The following is a 23,418-nucleotide window of genomic DNA, read 5'->3' on the forward strand; positions in this document are numbered from 1 at the left end:
GTCATACTTCGAACCGCAGCGTTGTTACCTGCGTTCAGCCACTCTAGTCACACACTTTTGTATGTTTCATAGAGATATCTTCTCTTGCCGCCCTGAGCCTGTCATACTTCGAACCGCAGCGTTGTTACCTGCGTTCAGCCACTCTAGTCACATACTTTTGTATGCTCCTAGAGATATCTTCACTTGGCGCCTAGCTGCAATCCGAATTATTTAGGGCATAGCTTAGTGTTTTATTTTTAAAGAAAAGACGAAAGAATTCATTTAGTAAGACCTATCGATTCTTTTATGCTTTCGTTTATGCGAAAAAGTAACATCCGGAGCGATGAACATACCTATCTGAAAATTATCATTTTTTACCAATAAACTTGGCACGTTCATTGCTATTTCACTGTTATACTTAGTCTGATTTTAACGCTATGGGACACAGAATTTGGATTGTGCTTTTCGCATTACAGGGAGTTCTGCTACCATTGCAATACGTTTAATGGGTATGAGATGAATGTATTGAGTAAATGGCGTTTTTTTCCTCGCTCCTTGCGTCAACTAGTTGTGATGGCATTCTGGCTTGTATTACTTCCTTTATTAGTATTAGCCTATCAGGCATATCAAAGCCTAGAGCAACTGAGTAACCAAGCTGCCAATATCAATAAAACCACGTTGCTTGACGCACGGCGTAGTGAAGTGATGAGTAGCCTCGCCTTAGAAATGGAACGGAGCTATCGTCAATATTGTGTTTTGCAAGATGCTACATTGCATACTCAATATCAGAAACAGTTTGCAGACTACCAGCAAATGTTTGAACGTCAGCGAACGATCTTACCTACCTCGACAGACACTTCTGCATTGACTAAGACTTTGGATGTACTTAAAACGGTTGCGTGTGAAAACAATGAACCGACAGAAAAAATCACACGGGCTTTAGAACAATTTTCTGCCGAAAATGCCTCATTAGTGCAAGAAACTCGTGATGTGATTTTTAGCCGTGGGGAACAGCTGCAAAAAGCGATTGCGAATAAAGGCCAACTATTTGGTTGGCAAAGCTTAATTTTATTCTTATTAAGCGCATTGCTAGTGGCATTATTCACTCGGATGATTATTGGCCCAGTTAAAGCTATCGAACGAATGATTAACCGTCTCGGTACTGGGCGTACAATTGCGAATAATATTGAACGCTTTAAAGGCCCGAGGGAGCTACGGACAATCGCACAGCGGATTATTTGGTTAAGTGAACGACTCGCATGGCTTGAATCACAGCGCCACGAATTTCTACGCCATATTTCACATGAATTAAAAACACCTCTTGCAAGCATGCGTGAAGGAACAGAATTACTCGCTGATGAGGTGGCAGGGCCATTAACTGTGTCTCAAAAAGAAGTTGTAGAAATTCTTGATCACAGCAGTAAGCATCTTCAGCAACTTATTGAGCAATTACTTGACTATAATCGTAAGCTTGTCGATGACCCACCAGAAGCACAAATTGTTGATTTACAAAAACTCATTGAAGATATTGTTAAAGCACATAATTTACCGGCACGGGCTAAAAATATTAAAACAGAAGTGCGTTTAAAAGTGGACAGCTGTTTAGCCGAACCCTCACTTTTAGGACGAGTTATTGATAATATCTACTCCAATGCGGTGCACTATGGTGGCGAATCAGGTAATATTTGGATCTCTAGTCGCCAAACAGGTAATAAGCTTCTGATTGAAGTTGCGAATACGGGGACGCCAATTCCTGAGTCTGAGCAAAGTATGATTTTTGAGCCGTTCTATCAAGGTTCACTACAAAGAAAAGGTGCTGTCAAAGGAAGTGGGCTAGGGCTGAGTATTGCGCAAGATTGTATTAAACAAATGGGGGGAGAACTTTCTCTCGTTCCCAACAAATCAGCAGATGTCTGTTTTAGAATTGAACTGCCTCTAACCGCAGAGAATGAATAATGGTAAATCGGTCTACAGGTGTTTGGGCGGTACTTTACCGTAACGCATCGTTAAGTAAAAATAATCGAAGAGTACCTTATGTGATGAGACGTACAGGGCTCAATTTTGGGGCGGTCTTATTTTCCCTAATCTTAAGTGGATGTGTCGCTAAAAATGGCCAGTCACCGCTCGAAACTCTAGCGCAAGTCGTTGTGCCTGAAGTTAAAGTCACAGACTACCGTTATACATCATGTGAATCTATTTGGAACAATGACCAGCCAACTGCACGGGAAAATGCATTATTTTGGTTACGAATGATGGACTGCGCAGATCGCACGGAAACCAGTCAAGCACGTGAAGATGCAGGTAAAATAGACGTAACAAATTGGTCGAGTGCATTTCAACAAAATATTTTGTTGAATTCTGCTGACCCGTCTATTGCAGAGCGCCGTAAAATGCTTGATAGCATAAATACGTACAGTTTGAATTTTCCCACTGCGGTACGTCCATTATTACAATTATGGCGTGAGCAACAAGTACAAATTATCAATCTGTCAGACGCGGGGGCTCGTTATAAACGCCTACAGCAAGAAATGGATACAAAACTCGACCGTCTAAAGGAAGATAATGCTAAATTGGCTTTTGAACTGAATACGACCTCCCGTAAGCTTGAAAATTTAACAGATATTGAACGCCAGCTTTCTTCTCGTAAGAAAAGCACCAACGAAACCGAAAAAGATGTAGAGAATGGGGTTGAAGGAGATAAGCCTATTTCCTCAGAAGAGCCAAAGCCTGATAGCAGCGCATCTTCTCCAGTAGAGCAAAATTCATCGGAGAATGAACAAAAATGACGAATCGTAAGTCAGCAAATTTGTTACTAGTTGACGATGACCCAAGTCTTCTGAAACTGTTAGGTATGCGTTTGAGTAGTGAAGGCTTTAAAGTCACTACAGCAGAAAGCGGCCCTGAAGCACTAAAAATCTTACAAAAAGAAAAATTAGATTTAGTGATCAGCGATTTACGCATGGATGAAATGGATGGTATGGCGCTTTTCGATGAGATACAAAAAGCCCATCCAAACATGCCAGTTATCATACTAACTGCTCATGGTTCTATCCCTGATGCCGTCGCGGCAACACAACGAGGCGTATTTAGTTTTTTAACTAAGCCAGTAGATAAAGACGCATTATATAAAGCAATCGATGAAGCTCTCGCGCTCTCTTCGACACCGATTAGCGATGAGGAGTGGAGCGCTGGTATAGTCACGCGTAGCCCCTTAATGACTCGGTTATTAGAACAAGCGCATATGGTGGCACAATCTGATGTTAGCGTGCTAATTAATGGGCAAAGTGGTACAGGTAAAGAAGTTTTAGCGCAAGCGATTCATAAAGCTAGCCCTAGGGCGCGTAAGCCGTTTATTGCCATTAACTGTGGTGCACTACCTGAACAATTATTAGAGTCTGAATTATTTGGTCATGCTAAAGGGGCTTTTACCGGCGCAGTAAGTAACCGCGAAGGGTTATTCTTTGCAGCCAGCGGTGGTACGTTATTTTTAGATGAGATTGGCGATATGCCAATGCCATTGCAGGTTAAATTATTGCGAGTATTGCAAGAACGCAAAGTTCGCCCTTTAGGTAGTAACCGCGATTTAGATATTGACGTGCGAATTCTCTCCGCAACTCACCGTAATTTGCCTAAAGCGATGGAAAAAAATGAGTTTCGTGAGGACCTCTACTATCGCTTAAATGTGGTTAATCTGCGTATTCCTGCGTTAAATGAACGTTCTGAAGATATTCCATTATTAGCAAATCATCTATTGCGTGAATCTGCATCACGGCATAAACCTTTCGTGCGTAGTTTTTCCAGTGACGCCATGAAGTGCTTAATAACAGCGAGTTGGCCGGGCAATGTTCGTCAATTAGTTAATGTTATTGAACAATGTGTTGCATTAACAACGTCTCCTGTTATCAGTGAAGCACTCGTCAGCCAAGCACTTCAAGGTGAAAATACGGCCTTGCCGACATTTGTTGAAGCTCGTAATCAATTTGAATTGAATTATTTACGTAAGTTATTACAAATGACAAAAGGGAATGTCACCCAAGCTGCCCGAATGGCAGGGCGAAACCGCACAGAATTTTACAAATTACTTGGTCGACACGATTTAGAAGCCAATGATTTTAAAGAATAAATAAGAATTATTTACCACATAGTTGTTATCGATTACATTATGTGGAATAAGGCAATTCATATTCACGCTCCGGGAGAAAAAACACCTTATGAGCCGTAAGCTTAATATTTCACTAGCACAACTTAATTGGTTAGTCGGTGACATCGAAGGCAACTGCGATCGCATGTTGCAAGTTGTGAGTGAACAAGCACCAAACACAGATATTGTCATGTTTTCAGAGCTGTCTTTGACAGGGTACCCACCAGAGGATTTAATTTTCCGAGCTGATTTTGAGGACCGCTGTTTAGTACAACTCGACCGTTTGCAAAAAGCCAGCCAAGAAACGGCAATTATTGTTGGTCATCCATGGTATGAAGGGGATGATATCTATAATGCATTGTCTTTTTTCTATCAAGGCAAATTGCATGCACGTTATTTTAAACAAGAATTACCAAATTATGGCGTGTTTGATGAGCCTCGTTATTTCACCGCAGATGAAAAAACCTGTGTTGTTGAATTTAAAGGTTATCAGCTCGGCTTATTGATTTGCGAAGATATTTGGTATGACGAACCGGTTGATGCAGTAAAAGGGGCTGGCGCAGAAATATTACTGACAATCAATGCATCTCCTTATGATATTAATAAAGAACATATTCGAACTGATTTATTAGTCGATCATTGTAAACGCACTCATATGCCAATTGTGTATCTCAATCAAGTTGGCGGACAAGACGAATTGGTGTTTGATGGTGGCTCAAAAATCATTGCAAACAAAGGCAAGCAAACCTTTAAATTGGAAGAATTTAAAGAGCAGGTTATCACAGCGCAATTTGATGAACTTGCATTGGTGAGCGAAGGTAGTGTATTTATTGAGAATGACCCTGTGGCGCAGGTATACCAAGCTTTAGTCATGTCTACTCGCGACTACATCAATAAAAATGGTTTTAATGGGGCTATTTTAGGGCTATCAGGCGGGATTGACTCAGGGCTAACGGTGGCTATTGCGGTTGATGCTATAGGGAAAGAGCACGTGCAAGCGGTCATGATGCCATTCCGCTATACTTCTGAGATGAGCATCCACGACGCTAAAGAACAAGCTGATTTGCTTGGGGTTGAATTCGATATCGTATCCATCGAACCGATGTTTGATGCCTTTATGGCTCAGTTAACGCCGATGTTTGAAGGAACCGCGGTTGATACCACTGAGGAAAACTTACAAGCACGTTGCCGAGCGGTTATTTTAATGGCAATGTCAAATAAACGTCGTCGCTTAGTGTTGACTACCAGTAATAAAAGTGAATCTGCTGTTGGTTATTCAACATTATATGGCGATATGGCAGGTGGTTTTGATGTGTTAAAAGATGTGCCTAAAACCCTTGTTTTTGAGTTAGCTAAATATCGTAATACATTATCTCCAGCAATTCCTCAACGTGTGATTGATAGGCCACCGTCAGCAGAACTTGCTCCAGGGCAATTAGATCAAGACAGCTTGCCGCCTTATGATGTGTTAGATGCATTATTGGAAGGCTACGTGGAAAAAGACTTGTCAGTTAATGATTTAATCAAACTTGGTTTTGATAAAGACGTGGTACGAAAAGTTGTACGTCTTGTTGATATTAATGAATATAAACGCCGTCAGGCGCCTGTTGGGCCACGTATTACGATGCGTAATTTCGGTAAAGATCGCCGCTATCCGATCACCTCAGGTTTTGGCCGTAAAAACTGGTCATAACAGGAATTATTTATGAAAAAAATTGATGCAATTATAAAGCCATTCAAACTTGATGATGTTCGTGAAGCATTGGCTGAAGTGGGTATTACCGGAATGACGGTAACTGAAGTGAAAGGCTTTGGACGTCAAAAAGGGCATACTGAGCTTTACCGTGGTGCAGAGTATATGGTTGATTTTTTACCTAAGGTTAAAATTGAAATTGTTGTCCCTGATGACATTGTTGAAAACTGTGTCGAAACCATTATGCAAACGGCCCAAACGGGCAAAATTGGCGATGGGAAGATCTTTGTTTATGATGTAGCTCGAGTGATCCGTATTCGGACCGGTGAGCAAGATGAAGAAGCGATTTAATAAATTACGTTATGTGAAAAAGCGGTAACGGAAAATACACAGGAATGGGATTAGAATTGCGTATTTATTATGCGAGTCCGTTACCGCTAAATTTAGAAAAATGGCAAACACTTAACCATTTAAACCATTTTCTTCAGTTAATATGTTTCAGAGAATGCTCTTCTAAACAGAAGAGCATTTTTTATCCATTAATTGAGGGGTAATACTTTATGTGGTCCAAAACATTCATAGTGAATAGCATCGGCATCGACACCCATTGCAATTAGCTGTTTGCCTACGTGCTGCATAAAACCAACAGGGCCACAGAAATAGAATTGCATGTTCGGTTGCTCAATCCATTCACGTACCAATTCTAAATTCATTAAACCTTCATATTGGTAATCAAACCCGAGACGATCTTCCTCTCTTGGTTGATTAAACCAAATCGCGGATTGGCTGGTTTGCTGTTTTGCTAATAGTTGTTGAATTTCGTGCCTAAAGGCATGAACAGCACCATTTTCAGCGGCATGGAACCAATTAACTTGTGCGTTGTGACCTTGTTCTGTTAGATGATTTAACATGCTCAGCATTGGAGTTAAACCAACGCCTGCAGAGATCAAGGTAACAGGTGTCTGACCATCAACATCAATAAAGAAATCACCACATGGAGGGGCGAGCAGTACACTATCACCTTCATTTAATTGTTGATGTAAGAAATTAGAAACGGAGCCTTGTTCTTCACGTTTTACCGCAATACGGTAGCTACGGCCATTAGGTGCAGTGGTCAGAGAGTATTGGCGGATTTCTTGGTTTTCAAATCCCTGGTTGTTGACATAAATAGTGATATATTGGCCTGGGCGGTAATCAGCGACAGGTTGCCCATCGACAGGAACAAATTCAAAACTTGTAATCACATCACTTTGTGGTTGTTTTTGCGCTAATTTAAACTCACGTAAGCCTTCCCAACCCCCATTTTTATCCGCATTTTCTTGGTAAATTGCAGCTTCTCTACCAATAAAAATATCGGCTAAAACACCGTAAGCTCTTCCCCATGCATCAAGAACCTCTTGGCCTGGGTTGAGGAGTTCATCAATAGCCGCGAGTAAGTTTTCCCCGACGATTGGATAGTGCTCAGGTTTAATATTTAAGCTTACATGTTTTTGGGCGATTTTTTCGACAGCTGAAATAAGAGCCTCAGGAGTTTCAATATGCACAGCATATGCGCAGATAGCGTTGAAAAGGGCTTCTCGTTGGTCCCCATTCACTTGGTGAGTCATGTTGAAAATATCTTTTAATTCAGGATGCTGTTTAAACATCCGATCATAAAAATGCGCGGTCAGTTTTGGCCCTGTTTCAGCAATGGCAGGAATGGTTGATTTAACAATGGCAATGGTTTGGCTATCTAGCATACAGGTGCTCCTGAATTATTTTCATGTTCTCATTATAGTTATGGCAAAAGGCAAATTTTTGCGATCTAAAAATATTCCTTTGTAGATTAGTTAGATAAATTTATTTCATCTTAGCTAATCCCTATTTTTTGCGAACGATGAAGGTGATTTATAAAGATGCATTTTAAATACAACTTATAATATTTACGTGTTTATGTAAAGACTCAAAACAGAAAAATAGGGTGGATTTAGGCACATAATGAGAAGGGAATAGCAAATCTGGATGTTTGTCCGTTAAAAATTAAAATTTGAGCTATTTTATAATGAAGCCTTCAGAAGCAAATGAAGTGAAAAAAATTAATGCAATCGTTTGCGTATATTTTTTCTTTAGGGCTATCTCAAGAGAGAAAAAGAGTTTACACTGTGTGTCATTCCGATGAATCGATTTTCAACCTATTGAATTGCTGAGGCAGGAGAAGCGAATGTTAAAGCGTGAAATGAATATTGCTGACTACGATCCGAAATTATGGGAAGCAATGGAGCAAGAAGTACAACGTCAAGAAGAACACATTGAATTAATTGCTTCTGAAAACTATACCAGTCCACGAGTCATGCAGGCTCAAGGTTCTCAGCTAACCAATAAATATGCAGAAGGATACCCAGGCAAACGCTACTATGGCGGTTGTGAGTATGTTGACGTGGTAGAGCAATTAGCGATTGACCGTGCGAAAGAACTATTTGGTGCTGACTATGCGAACGTGCAGCCGCACTCAGGTTCACAAGCTAACGCTGCAGTTTACATGGCGTTATTACAGCCTGGTGATACCGTTCTGGGAATGAACCTAGCACATGGTGGCCACTTAACTCACGGTTCACCGGTTAACTTCTCAGGTAAACTGTACAACATCGTGCCTTACGGTATTGATGAAAGCGGTAAAATTGACTACGACGATATCAAAGCGCAAGCGGAAAAACACAAACCAAAAATGATTATCGGTGGTTTCTCTGCGTACTCAGGTGTCGTTGATTGGGCAAAAATGCGTGAAATCGCAGATGGTATTGGCGCTTACCTGTTTGTTGATATGGCTCACGTTGCAGGTTTGATTGCTGCGGGTGTTTATCCAAACCCAGTTCCTCATGCACACGTTGTGACAACAACAACGCATAAAACTTTAGCGGGTCCACGTGGTGGGTTAATTTTAGCTAAAGGTGGTGACGAAGAGTTGTACAAAAAAATCAACTCAGCGGTATTCCCTGGATCTCAAGGTGGCCCTTTAATGCATGTTATTGCAGGTAAAGCGGTTGCTCTAAAAGAAGCGATGGAACCTGAATTCAAAGTTTATCAACAGCAAGTTGCTAAGAATGCGAAGGCAATGGTCGATGTTTTCCAAAAACGTGGCTACAAAGTGGTATCTGGCGGAACTGAAAACCACTTATTCTTAGTTGATTTGGTTGATAAAGACATTACAGGTAAAGATGCAGATGCTGCACTTGGCCGTGCAAATATCACTGTTAACAAAAACAGTGTACCGAACGACCCTAAGAGCCCATTTGTAACGTCTGGTGTACGTATTGGTTCTCCTGCGATTACGCGTCGTGGCTTCAAAGAAGCAGAAGCGGGTGAGCTAGCTAGCTGGATGTGTGATATTCTAGACAACCTCAATGACGAAGCGACCATTGAGAGCGTGAAGCAAAAAGTATTAGCAATTTGCAAAAAATACCCAGTTTACGCATAACATAACGTATTATTAATTACTGAAACCCGCTTCTACATGTATGTATGAGCGGGTTTTTTGCATTGAAAAAACGGAGGAGTGATGGTCATTCCATCAACGCGTTGGCTAGCTATTGATTATTTTACCTACTTTTTTGCCTACAGTATTTTCTTGCCATTTTGGTCAGTTTGGTTACAAGGTGAGGGAATTGATGCAGAAATGATTGGTGTTTTGTTAGGGGTAGGGCTAGCAGCCCGTTTCCTTGGTGCGATGTTTATTACTCCTTTAGTTAAAGAGCCCTCGAAACTTATTACTGCTCTACGCTTACTCGCAGGACTTTCACTTATTTTTTCTGTCGGTTTTGCTCTGGGTTCTCACTGGGCATGGCTGTTGTTTGTAATGATTGGGTTTAACTTATTTTTTGCACCAATGGTTCCACTGGGTGATTCACTGGCGGGGACATGGCAAAAACAATTTACCTTTGACTACGGCAAAATTCGCGTTTGGGGTTCGATAGCTTTTATTATAGGTTCCTCACTGATGGGGTATTTAGCCGGTGTTTGGGGAAATAAAGCCATCATGGTGGCCTTGATAGTAAGCTGTTTAGCATTATTACTAGGCGCAATGCTGAAACCAGCAATTATGCCAATGGGGGCAGCGAAAGCGGATGGTGGTAATAAGGTTACGTTTAAACAATTGATTGCGGATAAAAACGTCGTTAGGTTTCTTATCTGTGTTACGTTACTGCAAGGGGCTCATGCGGCTTATTATGGTTTTGCTTCCCTATTTTGGAAAGAAGCCGGCTATTCAGATTTAGTTATCGGTAATTTATGGTCGCTCGGTGTGGTTGCTGAAGTCATTGTATTTATGTTAAGCCACCGTTTATTTAGGCGTTGGAGCGCTCGAAATTTACTGTTGTTATCTGCCTTCTGTGGAATTATTCGTTGGGGCTTGATGGGAGCGTTTACTGCATTACCGGTATTAATCGTGGTACAAATTCTTCACAGTGGTACTTTTACAATTTGCCACCTAGCCGCAATGCGCTTTATTAGTGCAAGAAAAGAAAATGAAATTATCCCATTACAAGGTGTTTACTCCGCACTCGCAACTGGTGGTGGGTTAGCCGTACTGACTATTATTGTCGGATACATTTATGAGCGAGTGCCTGCTCATCATGGTGTGGTGTTTTACTTAATGGCTCTTCTCGCTGTACCTGCCGTGTTTATCCGCCCTAAAGTGGTGGCTCAATCTTAATATTCACCTGCCAAGTTATAGAAGCGGTTAAGCCTATTTTATAGCTTGGTTTGGTATTGAATTTGTTTTCCAGTATCGTCAATATAAATCATTGTTATATTTTCTCCGTGATTAATGGTGGTGGTTGAAGGGAAGATTTGTGATGAAAATGGCGCAATCATCGAACTTTTTGTAATAGAACGGCTTTCATTATTAGCTAGATAGATATTGGCAATACTTAAAAAATAAGGGGTTGGGTTGTTGACGATAATGCCATCTTTAGCTAAATGGAATTTAATGTTATTGATTAAATCATCTGGTTTATTTATAAGCGCAATTGGTCGATAAAAAACTTTAATCCGTGTTTGAATGGCGAACTGCAGCATATTTGCACTATTTATTTGTTTTGGCTTTGGCGCAATGTCTAATACATTTAAATAAAATACAGACTCTTTATTCGTAGGGAGTTTGTCACCAATAAAACGTATTTGTAATTGAACTCCGTCATTTGCTGCGATTTTAGTGACGGGGGGCGTTACAATAAATGGTGCGTTCGTCTTTTCTGGTGTCGAGTCCGGATTACCTTCATCCACCCAGCTTTGAGTTAATGTGGCTTGTTCACTGTAATTAGTAAGTTGAATTCCGACGGATTTTTTATCACTAGGAAAAATAATTCGCGTTCCTTGCAAAACAAGACTTGCACTTGTCTGGAAGCTAAAAAATAGTAATGTAGCGAACCCTGTAATTTTAATGAATCCCACCATGGTATTTTCCTTGTTAATTATATGACATCACAACTGTTGCCGTACTTGAGACTTGCCCTTGAGTGACACTATTTGTGTTGTATGCATAGTAATAAGCACCTAAATTTACTGAAAAAGAAGGGGAGATTGGATTTCCCTTGAGGACAGTAAAAATATTTGTCGCTCCATTTTTAGCTGCCACGCTATCTGAAAGCACTAACGGTGTATTGAGATTACCTGCACTAACTAATCGGAAGCCAACGCCATTAGCACCTTGGCTAATGGTATTATTCAATGTTGTTTTATCATTTGAGAGCAAATTGCTACTGGATAAAAAAATAGATACATCACGAGAAGCATTACCGCCTGCTAAAAAGTCTTGGCAAGTAAAATTAAGTGTGAATGGCGTGTAGCCCGCTCTGGTTGCAGTTTTCACTGCATTGATGCTTACTGGGGGTAGCGAAACGACTAAACCTTGGTTAGCAAAATTACAGGTAGTGAGGATTGGATTATAAGTTAAGGTAATTGGTTGTAAGTAGATATCATCAGCACTAGTTGGCCATTGCAGCGTTAACAGAAAAGTGACTAATTTAGATACAATATCTAATAGCCACTGTAAAATTCCCAAGCTGGATGCATCAGAGGCGAGTACGATAGGGGTAACTGTGGCGGTACTTCCTGATACTTCGACATAGTTGGGTCCGGGTTTAGTCGCAAGCAAATTAAATTGAACGGTAAAATTTGTATCGAGTTCACTACCTTGATGTACACCTTCCGTAAGGCCGATAACCCTATCTTTTTCTAATGCAGTGACTGTAATTGAGACAAACTGCTTTCCACCATTAAAACCAATAGTGGCGGTTCTGCCTTGGAAAGGAGATGCGATACCAATAGAATTAGGAAAAAGTATCCCTCTTGCAGTACAGGTAAAAGTTCCAGGGTAGATGGTTCTACTATTTTTACTAACTTGAGTCGATGTACTGGTGAGCTCTGTCGATAAATCAAAAGCAAGAGCGGGAGCCGTCACGGTAGAAGTTTGTCTACAATGTGCTGAGGAAAACTGGCTGTAAGCCAATATACTGGAAAACATCAGTGCTAAAGTGATTTTTTTCATCATATTTTCCTTTATCGACAGAGGTTTTTGTTCTTATCCATCGTGTTGAGTAGCGGCTCAATAACACATGTCTGTTTCCCTTTAAGCTTTATGTGCAATGCCATCGGTAATTGCTCACTTTTGATATACATCACGCCAGATTGGCCGACATAACCAATACTCTGTTGTTTAGCATCTGTGATTTCTGTTCCAAAAGGTAAGCTATCGCCATTAGCAAGAGCGCCACGGATGATATAAGTTTGTCGAGTATCGGTCTCGAGTTTGATGTAATTTACCGCCCCTTGATATGGACTTACATTTGCCATATTACCGAGCACCTCGGCGCCTGCGGTTTTCTCTGTATCTGTCAAGGTATAGGTATTGGTTCTATAGGGTGTGGAGTTAGCGACTAAAACAACACCTTGTTGATTAGTTAAAGTGGTTTTATCGGCATTGACCATCATGTCACTGGCCATTGGAGCATCAATGATGGTGTAGGTCTGTCCTGTTTCCCCTGAAAAAACAATATGTCCAGGAATAGCAACCAGAGTTCCTTTGGCACCTAAACCCGTTTGGCGGTAATTATTGGCCTCTGTGTAAGATCCTGAAAGCGTGCTAGAGGGAAGCTGATAGCTGACGTTCCCACCAACTAAGTTATTACCACCGCTTTGGTTCGTTGCAGTTAGCGTATAATTGACTTGGTCATTTTTACCTGCAATACCACTGACACTCAGCGTAGTTTGTTGATAACGAGAGTCGGTGAAATAGCTTCCCATACTAATATTGGCGCGTTTTTCAAATAAAGAAAAAGGAACACTAAAGTTGGCATAAATACGAGTTTCTTCTTCGCTGTCGTAATTGCGAACACGTGAAACAGACACACTATAGGAAATATCGTTATAATTGTTTGCATAACCGGCTTGATATTCACGGCTATTACCGTTTGCATTCCAATAATCACGGTGTGTACCCGATATGAATACCGAACCATAACCATCAGCTAATTGTTGGTTTAAATTCAACGTAAATGTGTTTTTAGCACGTGAGCCACGTAAAGCGTCATAATTAGTGAGTGAAAGCTCAGGTGGAATATTATTGCCGAGTTTTTCTGATAACTGGTCTTGATAAGCTTTCCAAGCGCGATAATTATCTTGGGAATAAATGGCATCAATAAAGCTATAGTAACCACTAGTGGAATAACGATATGACGCCAAGGTTAAATTGGTCGATGTTGCATTAATATATTTGTTATAAGTCAGGCGGTAGCTTTGCCCACTGTGATTTCCGGAATCCAATTTAGTATTTGCTTGCGTAATGTCAGCTGAAATGGCCCCAAAACTAAAATTCCAACCACTCCCTATAACGCCAGAATAGTATTTTTCGCTAAATAGCATTCCTGCATAAAGTGTCACTAAATTATTTAATCCATAGTGAAACTCACCTTGAGTAAATTTGGGTTGATAATGGGTATTGTCGATTTTAGTTTGCCCAGCAATAAGGCTGTAATTATAAACGCCCTGTTTGAGCATGTCAGGTACAGCAGAATAGGGCACAGTAAAGGTTTCTTGCCTTCCATCAGCTTCTTGGACAACGACGAATAAGTCACCTCCACCAGCACTAGGCTGAAGGTCATTAAATGCAAACTCACCAGGGGGAACGCTTTCTTGATAAACCAGATTATTATTTTGGTACACGCTGACTAAGGCATTTGTTTGAGCGACACCGCGTATAATAGGTACAAAATTTTGACTTGAATTTGGCAACATACTAGCTTCTGTTGCCAATGCAATCCCTCGAACTCGAATACTATTAAATAGGGCTGCGGGTGTATAAAAATCACCTAATTTCAACCCGGATTTGATTGTACTAAGAGGACGATAAATATAACGGGTATTGTTTTTCCATTTTTGGCTACTATGAGAGCTATGTCGATAGCTGGATTCATCTCTAAATTGCCAAGCGCCTAAATTAACGCCTGAATTTAAGGTAGCAAAAAAATTGTCACTGCTGGTTTTAGAGTTTTTTTTCTCTTTGTAACTATAATAATTTGTATTATAAGAAAAAATAATTGCAGGTTCGCCATAATTCCAGAGACTGGGGTCAACATAGTTAGCTTCGAGTTGTTTCAGAGCGACTTGAGGAACGGTAATATCGAGTCGTAGGTCGTTGATATTGAATTTATATTTTATATTGGCCGCTAAATCATCAATAGGAATAAATGGCTGTTGTTTGGTTTGTTCAATCACCTCAGAAGATAAATTCAGGTTTAATTTCTGCACATCATCAGCAGCAAGGCTAATCAGTTTACCATCATTATTGATATCAATTTCAAATTGGCCTTTCCAATTATTATTTACATAAAGATCGGCTAATTGTTTACCTGATGGAATTTTATTGTCGGTATAGAATCGTGAAATATCTCCTTGTGCAGATTTGCCTACCAATAGGGACGTCTCAAACTCGTCCGCTATTGAGTTCTTTAGATAACTTTGTAGTCCTATTAAGATTAGGAGGTAGAGATAGTTTTCTTTTTTCACGATGATTTCTTCTATTAAAGTTTAATGTTTTTAGATTTGAAAACACCATAGTCATCCACATACATTAGAATAAGATCGTGGCTTTTCATTGTTCCTTTAATAGGTAATTCTTTTTCAGACATAGGGGCAATCATCGCAGAATCAATTAATGAATTATTTTTATCGTCCGATGGTGTGATAGCTGCAATAGTTAAATGGTATTGCGAGTTATTTTTAACTAATATGTTATTATTTTTAATCTGGTAGCTCGCATGATTAATGACTTCATCGGAGGATTCGGTTAGACCAATAGGACGATAAAAAATTTTAATTCGTGAGCGTGTGGCTAGCTGAATTGCATTTTTGCCTTTAGCAGATTCTGGAGTTTTAGGAATATCTAAAACATTTAAGAAAAATACACTTTCAACATTGTCAGAAAGTTTTCCGGGTATTTTTTTTATTTTTAATTGCTGACCTTGTAAACCTTCAATTTTAACAATAGGAGGGGACAAATAAAAAGGCGCTTCAGAATTCTCAGGTGTGGAATTTTCATCACCGTTATCAATCCATGACTGAACAAGAGACGATGTTTTACTATTATTGGTTAATTGTACGGTAATACTATCAGCGTCAGCAGGATATATAATTCGAGTGCCTGTAATAATAACATTAGATAATGTTGAGCTCGAAAATAAAATAGTGAGTAATAAAACTAGAGTTTTCATAATAGTATCCATTTAAAGCCAGGCTAATAAAAGCCTGGCTAAGTCATAATTATAAATAGGAAACTGTATATATTACATTTGATTGCAAAAGACCGACTTTGGCAGCAGTTGCATTAGTTTTATAATAACTGGCTATTAAATTGAGTGTAGCGCCTGTCGCGCCACCAGTGTCAGCCCCTGTAAGGTTAGTATCAAAGGCCACATTGAGTGGAATTGCGGTTGTTGGAGTGCTGGTTTTAGATAAACTAAATCCAACATTTTTAGCAACGGAAGCATCATTTTCATTGACGGAAGTATTCACTAAATACAAACCGGAAGGGGAAATATTACTTGACGAATAAAAGTGTAATTTCAGATTACTTACAGGAGTGCTCGCAGGTGCACAATCAGAGAAAGTTAAAGAAAATTGTTTTTGATTTTTAGAAATAACCGTCGCGGCAGTGGTCCCTGCATCTGTTACGGTTATTGGGTCAAGAACAACAGTCATATCGGCACTATTTCCGCCATTAATAGTACAAGTTGTATCGCTTATTGCTCCAGAAATTGAAATAATTCCTCCAGCACTGTTAGTTATTGCAAATGCTGAACTTGATATAACAGATAACGAAAGCAAAGACAGAGGTAGTATATATCTAGACATAATTAACCCCATAAGGTCAAAGTAAAATAAAGTGATAAAACTTTGATTAACAGCTGAATGTAAATTAGCTGTGTTATTTTATGCTAGATATAAAATATATTTTTTTCAAATTAAAAATCAAAAAAATATTTAATGAGATTAATGTCTTTTTTATATATATGAATTTAATGTGATATTGTTTTTCTAATTACTTTATATTGACTCGTAATAAGTGTAATTTTTGATGGTTGGTAGTTTATCTTTTTGATTATTTCTTGTTGTGCATGTTATTGTGACAAGGATAAAGATCAATTAACTTAACAATAAACAAAAGTAATATTAATTTGTGAAATTAAATGAAATTTAATTTATAAGAAATTAATTGATAATAAAATGGCAAGTCATAGTTAATGACTTGCCATTGAGATATAATTTTATCTTATAAGCTAGGTAGGAAAGTCGTAAATACAGGCATAAAAGTGACTAAGAGTAATACGATAATTAATGCAAAGAATAGTGGCATGACCTCACGAATAAAGTCTGAAATACGTACACCAGTAATCGATGTGGCAACAAACATTACCGTTCCCATAGGGGGTGTTAAACATCCGATAGCTAAATTAAGGATCATGACAATGCCAAAATGGATAGGGTCAATTCCTAAAAGTTTTACTGTAGGCATTAATAATGGAACAAGGACAATAATTGCTGCATTACCTTCAATAAACATACCTAGAATTAAAAGCACCGCATTGACAATCATTAAGAAGACATATGGATTATCAGAGAAACTTGTCATCATTTTGGCAACATCTTGTGCCACTTGCTCGTTCGTCAATACCCATGCTAACGCAGAACAAGTCATAATAATGAGCATTATGCTTGCTGTTGAACGAGCTGTTTCTAAAAATGAGGCCGCAATGTCTTTTAACTTCATTTCACGATAAAAGAAGGTACCAATTACAATAACGTAAAGTACAGCAATAGCACCAGCTTCTGTCGGTGTAAAAATACCAAAGCGAATTCCGCCAATAATAACGAGGACTAAGAGGAAAGCTGACATTGCTCCTTTACCTGTTTGGTAAACTTCAGCAAATGTAGGCGCTTTGTCTCTAGCAGGTTTGTATCCACGTTTTTTGGCAATAAGATAAATTGTAACCATTAAAGCAACGCAGCACATTAAACCAGGAATGATTGCAGCCATAAACATCTTACCAATAGAGACATCGGCAACAAATCCATAGATGATTAATGCAATACCCGGTGGAATTATAGGTGTTATTAATGATCCTGCAGCAGTGACAGCGGCAGAGAAGCTTTTCCCATAACCTAATTTGGTCATTTCGGGTACTAACATTTTAGATAACATGGCACAGTCAGCAAGGTTAGATGCAGAGAGCCCACCCATCATTGTACTTAATAATACGTTAGATTGGGCAAGTCCCCCTGGGTAGTGCCCAGACAGTGTGCCAGTAAATTTTAACATTCGGCTAGTGATACCCGTGTAATTCAAAAGGTTACCTAACAGAATGAAAAAAGGAATAGCAAGTAACGTGACATTTTCTCCTGCACCAATAATGCGCTGAACTGCAATAAGAGGAGATATATCACCAGCAGAAAAGAAATAAGTGAGTAATGCAATTAGCACACTTAAAAAAATGGGAACATTAATTAAAAAGCAGAATATTAATACAATACAGGCGATAATTACTGACATGGTTTATCTCCTTTTATTAATTTACTCATGTCTTCCAGTAAATGTTGGATAGAAAATAACACCATGATGGATGCGCCAATGGGAACAGAAAGGTCGATATAGTAATAAGAAACACCAATAATTGGTGTTATTTTATCTTCTGCAATAATCGAGAGTTCATATCCAAGATACCCAAAAATTGATAAAGCAATAATGGCCATAATGTGGGTAATGACCGCGATACCTAATTGTACTTTTTCAGGAAATAAAGAGGTAATAGCATCAATACTGACATGCATTCTTTTACCCGCAGCGGATGCTGCTCCAATCATAACCAACCATATGTAGCAAATAATTAAAACTTCCTCACTCCACATTAAAGGGTCATTAAGAAGCCAACGCATGAATACAGCAAGAATGGTAATAATGACGATAGCGGCAACGGCAAGCGATGCCACTATATCACTTAATTTCCCCAGAAATTTAAACATAAAAGATCCTTGCGAGAATAATAGTCAACCATTTGTATTGTAAAAATATTGGCGGTGTTAACCGCCAAGTTATAGGGTTAATTATTAATAATATCTTGAGTTTGTTGATATAAATTCGCAGACCACTCAGGGAATTCATTATAGAAAGGCTTAGATTTTTCTTTGAAGAGCGCTCTGTCTACTTCAACAACAGTAACACCTTCACTTTTCATTTTCTCAATGATCTCTTTCTCTTGCTGTAAGACTAAATCTGTTAAGAATTGCCCAGCTTCATTTCCTGATTCAACTAAAGCCTGCTGAATATTTTCAGGTAATTTAGCGTAGGTTTTGCTGCCCATGACTAAGTTGGTTACGTTTTCTACATGGCCCGTTAGAATTAAGAATTTGGCAGCTTCATGGTGTTTTTGCCCATATAGCACTGGAATTGGGTTTTCTGCACCATCAATAATTTTAAGATTAAGTGCAGTATAAACTTCAGCTAAAGGTAATGGTGTTGGTGTGGCACCCATTGCCTCTAAACCTTTAATTTGAATTTTATTGTTGGGGACGCGAATTTTTAAACCTTTTAGGTCATCTGGGGTTTGGATCATTTTATTGGCTAAGATATGGCGTGAACCATATAACCAATCTTTAGAAACTACATGAAGGCCTTTTTTATCTAACTGTTGTTCTAAGGAACCATACCAAGGTGAGGCATTTAATTTAAAAATATCTTTATAAGATAGCCCTAAGTACGGCCCAAACATAATACCGTAATCAGGTACATAATCAGAAAAGAAGGCACCATCTGCTAAGGTAATTAATGGACTACCTAACTTCATTTGTTCGATGACATCTTTTTTAGAACCTAATTGTGAGCTTGGGTAAGGAATTAACTCACCTTCACCATTAGTTTTTTCATTGAATTTCTTTGCCCATTCGTGGATAGCTAAGTCAAAAGGCTCTCCGGGGTTATTTTCATAAGCGACTTTTAGCTTATATTTAGCATCGGCGAATGCGGCACCTGTCATGCTGCCCATTAATAGCATTGTGCTGAGTGTTAAGCTAAGAAATGTCTTTCCGTTTAATGTGCTCAGTTTCATAAAGGTATCTCCTGTAGGGGATTTATTGTTTTAAGTATTTAGTTTCTTTTTCTAACCAATGTATTTTTTGCGTAGCATTGCTTCTGTGCCACAATTCAGAATATCTGTGATTTTTTGGCTCACATCATCCTGTAATTGTGGTATTTCGTTGAGGTTTAATCCCCATAAATCAGACATTGCTAGCACATTTTCAGTCAGTTGTTTTACATTTGAGTCATAGAGCTCATTCCAAGCTTTAAAGCGTTCAAGTAAATAATCATCATCATTTAAAGGAATGAGTTGTTCACCCTGTTTTCCTCGATAGAAAACAATAAGCGCAGCAAGTGAAAATGAAATGCAATAAGGAATTTTATTGTATTGCTTAACATAAGAGATTAATTGAGGTAATAAACGAGTTTTAAATTTAGTTAGCGAGTTTAGAGAAATTGAAAGTAACTCATGCTCTATATATGGGTTATTAAAACGGTCAATTACTGCGGAGGCAAAAGCCATGAGCTCCGAAGGGCTTTGAGATAAAACAGGAATAACCTCATTATCAATTAAATCTTTGATGAAAGATAAAAAGATTGGGTTGGTAGTGACATCACGAACAGTTCGAACCCCTGCTAAATAAGCAACGGGAACCATCGCAGTGTGTGCACCATTTAAGATTGCAACTTTACGTTCTTTATAGGGTTTTATGTCATCTACTACTTTGATATTTAATGGCAATTCATTTAACTTTAGCTTCTGTTCTAGTATTTTTGGCCCTTGAATAACAAATAAATAGAAATATTCAGCAGTGACGAGAAAATCGTCTTTATAACCTAATTCTTTTTCCAGTTTTTCAATTTCATTTTTCGGGTAGCCAGTAACGATTCTATCGACTAGCGTAGAACAAAACGTATTACTGCTATTTAGCCAAGCAATAAAATCTGTGGGAAGTTGCCAGTCTTGTGCATGTTGATTTACAAACTCTTGTAACTTATCGCCATTATAGTCAATTAACTCACAGGGGATGATGAACAACCCTTTGCTACTATCGCCATTAAAATGTTGAAAGCGGTGAAATAAAAATTGAGTAAGTTTCGCAGGGAAACTACTTGCTGGTGTATCTTCTAAGCGTACGTCGTGCTTATATACGATCCCTGCTTCCGTAGTGTTAGAGAAAATCCATTGTAATTCGGGATTTTCTGCACACTTTAAAAATTTATCATATTCTGAATAGATAAGTATTTCACGGTTAACCGAATTAATAATCCTTATATTAGAAACGCTTTGTTTTTGTTCATTAATTCCCCTGGTGATGGCAGTATAAAGTCCATTTTGTTGATTAATTGAGGGATGGGATGAGTCAATTGGCCTGACAAGCGTAATGCCACTATTGAAATCTGTCTTTTCATTCAGTTGGTCAACCATCCAGTCGATAAAAGCACGTAAAAAATTACCTTCTCCGAATTGCAAAATTCTCTCTGGGTATTGCTTATTAGCCATTGACTGTCTATTTAAGTAATCCATGACCATTCCTCTAGTTATTATGTGTATTAATCATCTGGTGTTGATTCAGACTAGAAGTATTTTTTTCTATGGACTATTAATTGCATCAATTTTGTGGAATGAATGGCTTTTTGATGTTTTTAATGTGTTTTTTATCAGTTAAAAACAGATGAATTATTGATAGATTAAATCTGTTCAATAAATATGTCTTTTAATTAATTGAAATATAGTGATAATTTTATTTTCTATGATTTTTGATAATAATAATTTTATAATTAAGCTGTTTTTTTACTGAAAAATTCAGATTTTGTTTGATGTGTACCATTATCGACCCAAAGAAATAATTCGTCATTGGCCATCCATTGGCCTTGTAAACTAATGTTATTTATTCATAAGTTTGCTGTATGGAGTTGATCATAGTTCGTTTAGCGGTATCTAAATGATGTCTAAGTTCATTCATCGCGACAATATCATTACGGCTAATTAACGCACTTAAAATGGTCATGTGTTCTTCAATTGCCAGTACATTTCTTTCTTTTAAATCTGATTCATCCCATTGATATTGAAAATGAAATATCACAGTGATGATTTCAAGAGATTGATTAAAAAATGGGTTGTTGGCACCCGATAAAATAAGGCTATGTAGTTCATAATCTAGTTGAGAAAAGTCGCGGTAATTGATAGTAACGGTTTCACGCAGTGTTCTATGCTTGAGTAATAGCTCTTTCGCTAAAATCCAACGATGGTCATCTGGTGGTAAATTTAAAAAATGAGTCAATGCATTGGTTTCTAGTAACTCCCTAAACTCAAAAAGTTTTTCTGCGTATTCACGTGAAAACTTCATCATATGCCAATTTCCTCGGTGGGTGTTTTTAATTAACCCATAACGGGAAAACTCCACTAAGAACTCCCGAACAACACTAGAACTTACATGACTTTTTTTTGCTAATTGTAATTCAGTAAAAGTATCTCCGGGCATCAATTCTTTGCGTTTAATCATTTGATAAAACGCTTTTTCGAATAAGACGATTTGTTGATCAGGGAGACTTGATTCAACAGGAAAGAAATCAGTTTTATTGGGATAGCGAATGACATGATATTCATTCCCTTGTTTTTCAATGATTTTCTTTTCTAATAAATATTCGAGGGTATGTCTCACGGTGGTTCGACTGATATTAAACATCTCTGCTAAAGAAGATTGTGAGGGGAAGGGGGATGTTAATAAATTTTTATGTATGGCATCTAAGAATTCATTAATTGACCCATAGCGTATATTTTTACTCCTCACCATTTAAATACTCCTTGAATCTGATTTTTATTCTTTAAAGACCGATTTAAAACCGATTTAAAAACATTTAATCACAAAATTCGGTTGTTAATTATCTAGTCTATGTTTTTTAAATTAAAAAAGACAGATAAATTGATGGAGGGAAATATGAAACAATTGATTTGCCAAGAACCTAAACAATTAGTCTATCAACAAGTTGTTGAACCTACAGTTCAAACTGGGCACGTAAAAATAAAAATTCATGCGGTTGGTATATGTGGAACTGATATTCATGCATGGGGAGGAAACCAGCCATTTTTTCAATATCCACGAGTATTAGGACATGAAATTTCTGGAACTATTTGTGAGGTTGCATCAGATATCACGCAGTGGAAAGTCGGGCAACGTGTTGCGGTGATGCCTTATGTCGCATGTTACGAATGTGGTGCATGCAAGGAAGGAAAAACAAATTGTTGCGAAAAAATATCAGTTATTGGCGTTCACGAAGACGGGGGTTTTTGTGAATATTTAAATGTTCCAGAGAAAAATGTATTAGCGATTGAAGACACTGTCACAGATATTGATGGCGCCTTGATCGAACCATTTTCAATCAGTGCTCATGCCGTCAGGCGTGCGCAAGTTAAAGCGCAAGATACTGTTTTAGTCGTAGGGGCTGGGCCGATAGGGCTTGGCGTTGCTGCAATTGCCAAAGCGGATGGTGCTAACGTATTAGTGGCTGATACCAGTGAGGCACGTCGCCAACATGTTGAAAAGGTCTTAGGCTTAAAAACGTGTGACCCAGCGGCTGAAAATTACTTATCAAGCATTGAAGGCCATTTTTCAGGCATGCTTGCTGAGAAAGTCATTGATGCTACGGGGAATCAACACGCAATGAACACCGCGGTGAATTTAATTCGTCATGGTGGTTTAATTGTATTTGTTGGCCTATTTAAAGGTAATTTATCGTTTCCAGACCCCGATTTCCATAAAAAAGAGACAACAATGATGGGGAGTCGTAATGCAACGCCTGAAGACTTCAATAAAGTTGCAAGATTAATGGCTGAAGGTAAGTTATCTAGTGGGATGATGCTAACACACCAATTTGACTTTGATACCATTGGTGATGTTTATGAAAGTGATGTCATTAATAATCGTGAATTAATTAAAGGTGTTATTTTGTTTTAAATAGCAATTTATTTTAAACAAACATTTATTTTAAATAACAACAAAA

19 protein-coding genes are annotated in these 23,418 nt (G+C 38.4%); 8 read left to right on the forward strand and 11 right to left on the reverse strand.

Annotated features, from left to right (window positions below):
* The first annotated feature begins 495 nt into the window (after window positions 1-495).
* The 5 genes from M1F26_RS06960 to glnB all read left to right on the forward strand — a co-directional run bounded on the left by M1F26_RS06960 (window position 496) and on the right by glnB (window position 6,164).
* Window positions 496-1,935: a sensor histidine kinase gene (locus M1F26_RS06960; RefSeq protein ID WP_036959006.1), complete on the forward strand. Its 1,440-nt coding sequence runs from the start codon at window positions 496-498 to the stop codon at window positions 1,933-1,935.
* Window positions 1,935-2,765 (forward strand): two-component system QseEF-associated lipoprotein QseG, encoded by an 831-nt coding sequence (gene qseG / locus M1F26_RS06965; RefSeq protein ID WP_140172305.1) that lies wholly within the window; start codon window positions 1,935-1,937, stop codon window positions 2,763-2,765. The genes M1F26_RS06960 and qseG overlap by 1 nt, the downstream gene beginning before the upstream one ends.
* Window positions 2,762-4,102 carry a two-component system response regulator GlrR gene (gene glrR / locus M1F26_RS06970; protein ID WP_140172306.1) on the forward strand — a complete coding sequence of 447 codons (1,341 nt, stop codon included), beginning with the start codon at window positions 2,762-2,764 and terminating at the stop codon, window positions 4,100-4,102. The genes qseG and glrR overlap by 4 nt, the downstream gene beginning before the upstream one ends.
* Window positions 4,103-4,190: 88 nt before the next feature.
* A complete protein-coding gene (locus tag M1F26_RS06975) occupies window positions 4,191-5,813 on the forward strand; it encodes an NAD+ synthase (RefSeq protein WP_318837664.1) in 1,623 nt (540 codons plus the stop codon).
* Between the two features lie 12 nt (window positions 5,814-5,825).
* Window positions 5,826-6,164: a nitrogen regulatory protein P-II gene (gene glnB, locus M1F26_RS06980; RefSeq protein ID WP_004912721.1), complete on the forward strand. Its 339-nt coding sequence runs from the start codon at window positions 5,826-5,828 to the stop codon at window positions 6,162-6,164.
* Between the two features lie 188 nt (window positions 6,165-6,352).
* Here the strand turns inward: glnB and hmpA are convergent, their stop codons facing one another.
* Window positions 6,353-7,552 (reverse strand): NO-inducible flavohemoprotein, encoded by a 1,200-nt coding sequence (gene hmpA / locus M1F26_RS06985; protein ID WP_140172308.1) that lies wholly within the window; start codon window positions 7,550-7,552, stop codon window positions 6,353-6,355.
* 461 nt (window positions 7,553-8,013) lie between these two features.
* Between hmpA and glyA the strand changes: the two genes are divergently transcribed.
* On the forward strand, window positions 8,014-9,267 hold the full coding sequence (glyA, locus tag M1F26_RS06990; RefSeq protein ID WP_140172309.1) for a serine hydroxymethyltransferase: 1,254 nt from the start codon (window positions 8,014-8,016) through the stop codon (window positions 9,265-9,267).
* Between the two features lie 81 nt (window positions 9,268-9,348).
* Entirely contained in the window at window positions 9,349-10,500 is a 1,152-nt protein-coding gene (locus tag M1F26_RS06995) for a 3-phenylpropionate MFS transporter (protein WP_094961706.1), read from the forward strand.
* A gap of 38 nt (window positions 10,501-10,538) precedes the next feature.
* Here the strand turns inward: M1F26_RS06995 and M1F26_RS07000 are convergent, their stop codons facing one another.
* The 10 genes from M1F26_RS07000 to M1F26_RS07045 form a co-directional block, all read right to left on the reverse strand.
* The gene (locus M1F26_RS07000) at window positions 10,539-11,243 is read right to left on the reverse strand and encodes a molecular chaperone (RefSeq protein ID WP_140172310.1); all 705 of its coding nucleotides are present in this window, start codon (window positions 11,241-11,243) and stop codon (window positions 10,539-10,541) included.
* Between the two features lie 13 nt (window positions 11,244-11,256).
* Window positions 11,257-12,339, reverse strand: a complete 1,083-nt coding sequence (locus M1F26_RS07005) for a fimbrial protein (protein ID WP_180359532.1) — start codon at window positions 12,337-12,339, stop codon at window positions 11,257-11,259.
* An 8-nt stretch (window positions 12,340-12,347) separates the two neighbouring features.
* Window positions 12,348-14,759 (reverse strand): fimbria/pilus outer membrane usher protein, encoded by a 2,412-nt coding sequence (locus tag M1F26_RS07010; protein WP_233618393.1) that lies wholly within the window; start codon window positions 14,757-14,759, stop codon window positions 12,348-12,350.
* A gap of 107 nt (window positions 14,760-14,866) precedes the next feature.
* Complete coding sequence (locus tag M1F26_RS07015) at window positions 14,867-15,556, reverse strand: molecular chaperone (protein WP_165119682.1); 690 nt, start codon at window positions 15,554-15,556, stop codon at window positions 14,867-14,869.
* Between the two features lie 49 nt (window positions 15,557-15,605).
* The gene (locus tag M1F26_RS07020; protein ID WP_096863445.1) at window positions 15,606-16,196 is read right to left on the reverse strand and encodes a fimbrial protein; all 591 of its coding nucleotides are present in this window, start codon (window positions 16,194-16,196) and stop codon (window positions 15,606-15,608) included.
* A 418-nt stretch (window positions 16,197-16,614) separates the two neighbouring features.
* Window positions 16,615-17,892 (reverse strand): TRAP transporter large permease, encoded by a 1,278-nt coding sequence (locus M1F26_RS07025; RefSeq protein WP_004264925.1) that lies wholly within the window; start codon window positions 17,890-17,892, stop codon window positions 16,615-16,617.
* Window positions 17,883-18,362, reverse strand: coding sequence for a TRAP transporter small permease (locus M1F26_RS07030; RefSeq protein WP_140172313.1), 480 nt, complete (start codon window positions 18,360-18,362; stop codon window positions 17,883-17,885). Before M1F26_RS07030 ends, M1F26_RS07025 begins: the two co-directional genes overlap by 10 nt.
* Before the next feature lie 77 nt (window positions 18,363-18,439).
* On the reverse strand, window positions 18,440-19,444 hold the full coding sequence (locus M1F26_RS07035; RefSeq protein ID WP_004264923.1) for a C4-dicarboxylate TRAP transporter substrate-binding protein: 1,005 nt from the start codon (window positions 19,442-19,444) through the stop codon (window positions 18,440-18,442).
* Between the two features lie 51 nt (window positions 19,445-19,495).
* A complete protein-coding gene (locus tag M1F26_RS07040; RefSeq protein WP_180359533.1) occupies window positions 19,496-20,941 on the reverse strand; it encodes a tagaturonate reductase in 1,446 nt (481 codons plus the stop codon).
* Window positions 20,942-21,305: 364 nt separating this feature from the next.
* Window positions 21,306-22,211, reverse strand: a complete 906-nt coding sequence (locus M1F26_RS07045) for a GntR family transcriptional regulator (RefSeq protein ID WP_004264921.1) — start codon at window positions 22,209-22,211, stop codon at window positions 21,306-21,308.
* 132 nt (window positions 22,212-22,343) lie between these two features.
* Here M1F26_RS07045 and M1F26_RS07050 point away from each other — a divergent pair, with 132 nt between their 5' ends.
* On the forward strand, window positions 22,344-23,372 hold the full coding sequence (locus M1F26_RS07050; RefSeq protein ID WP_004264920.1) for a zinc-binding alcohol dehydrogenase family protein: 1,029 nt from the start codon (window positions 22,344-22,346) through the stop codon (window positions 23,370-23,372).
* Window positions 23,373-23,418: the final 46 nt, after the last annotated feature.

This window comes from Providencia sp. PROV048, assembly GCF_033688165.1.
GTDB classification, from domain to species: Bacteria; Pseudomonadota; Gammaproteobacteria; order Enterobacterales; family Enterobacteriaceae; genus Providencia; species Providencia hangzhouensis.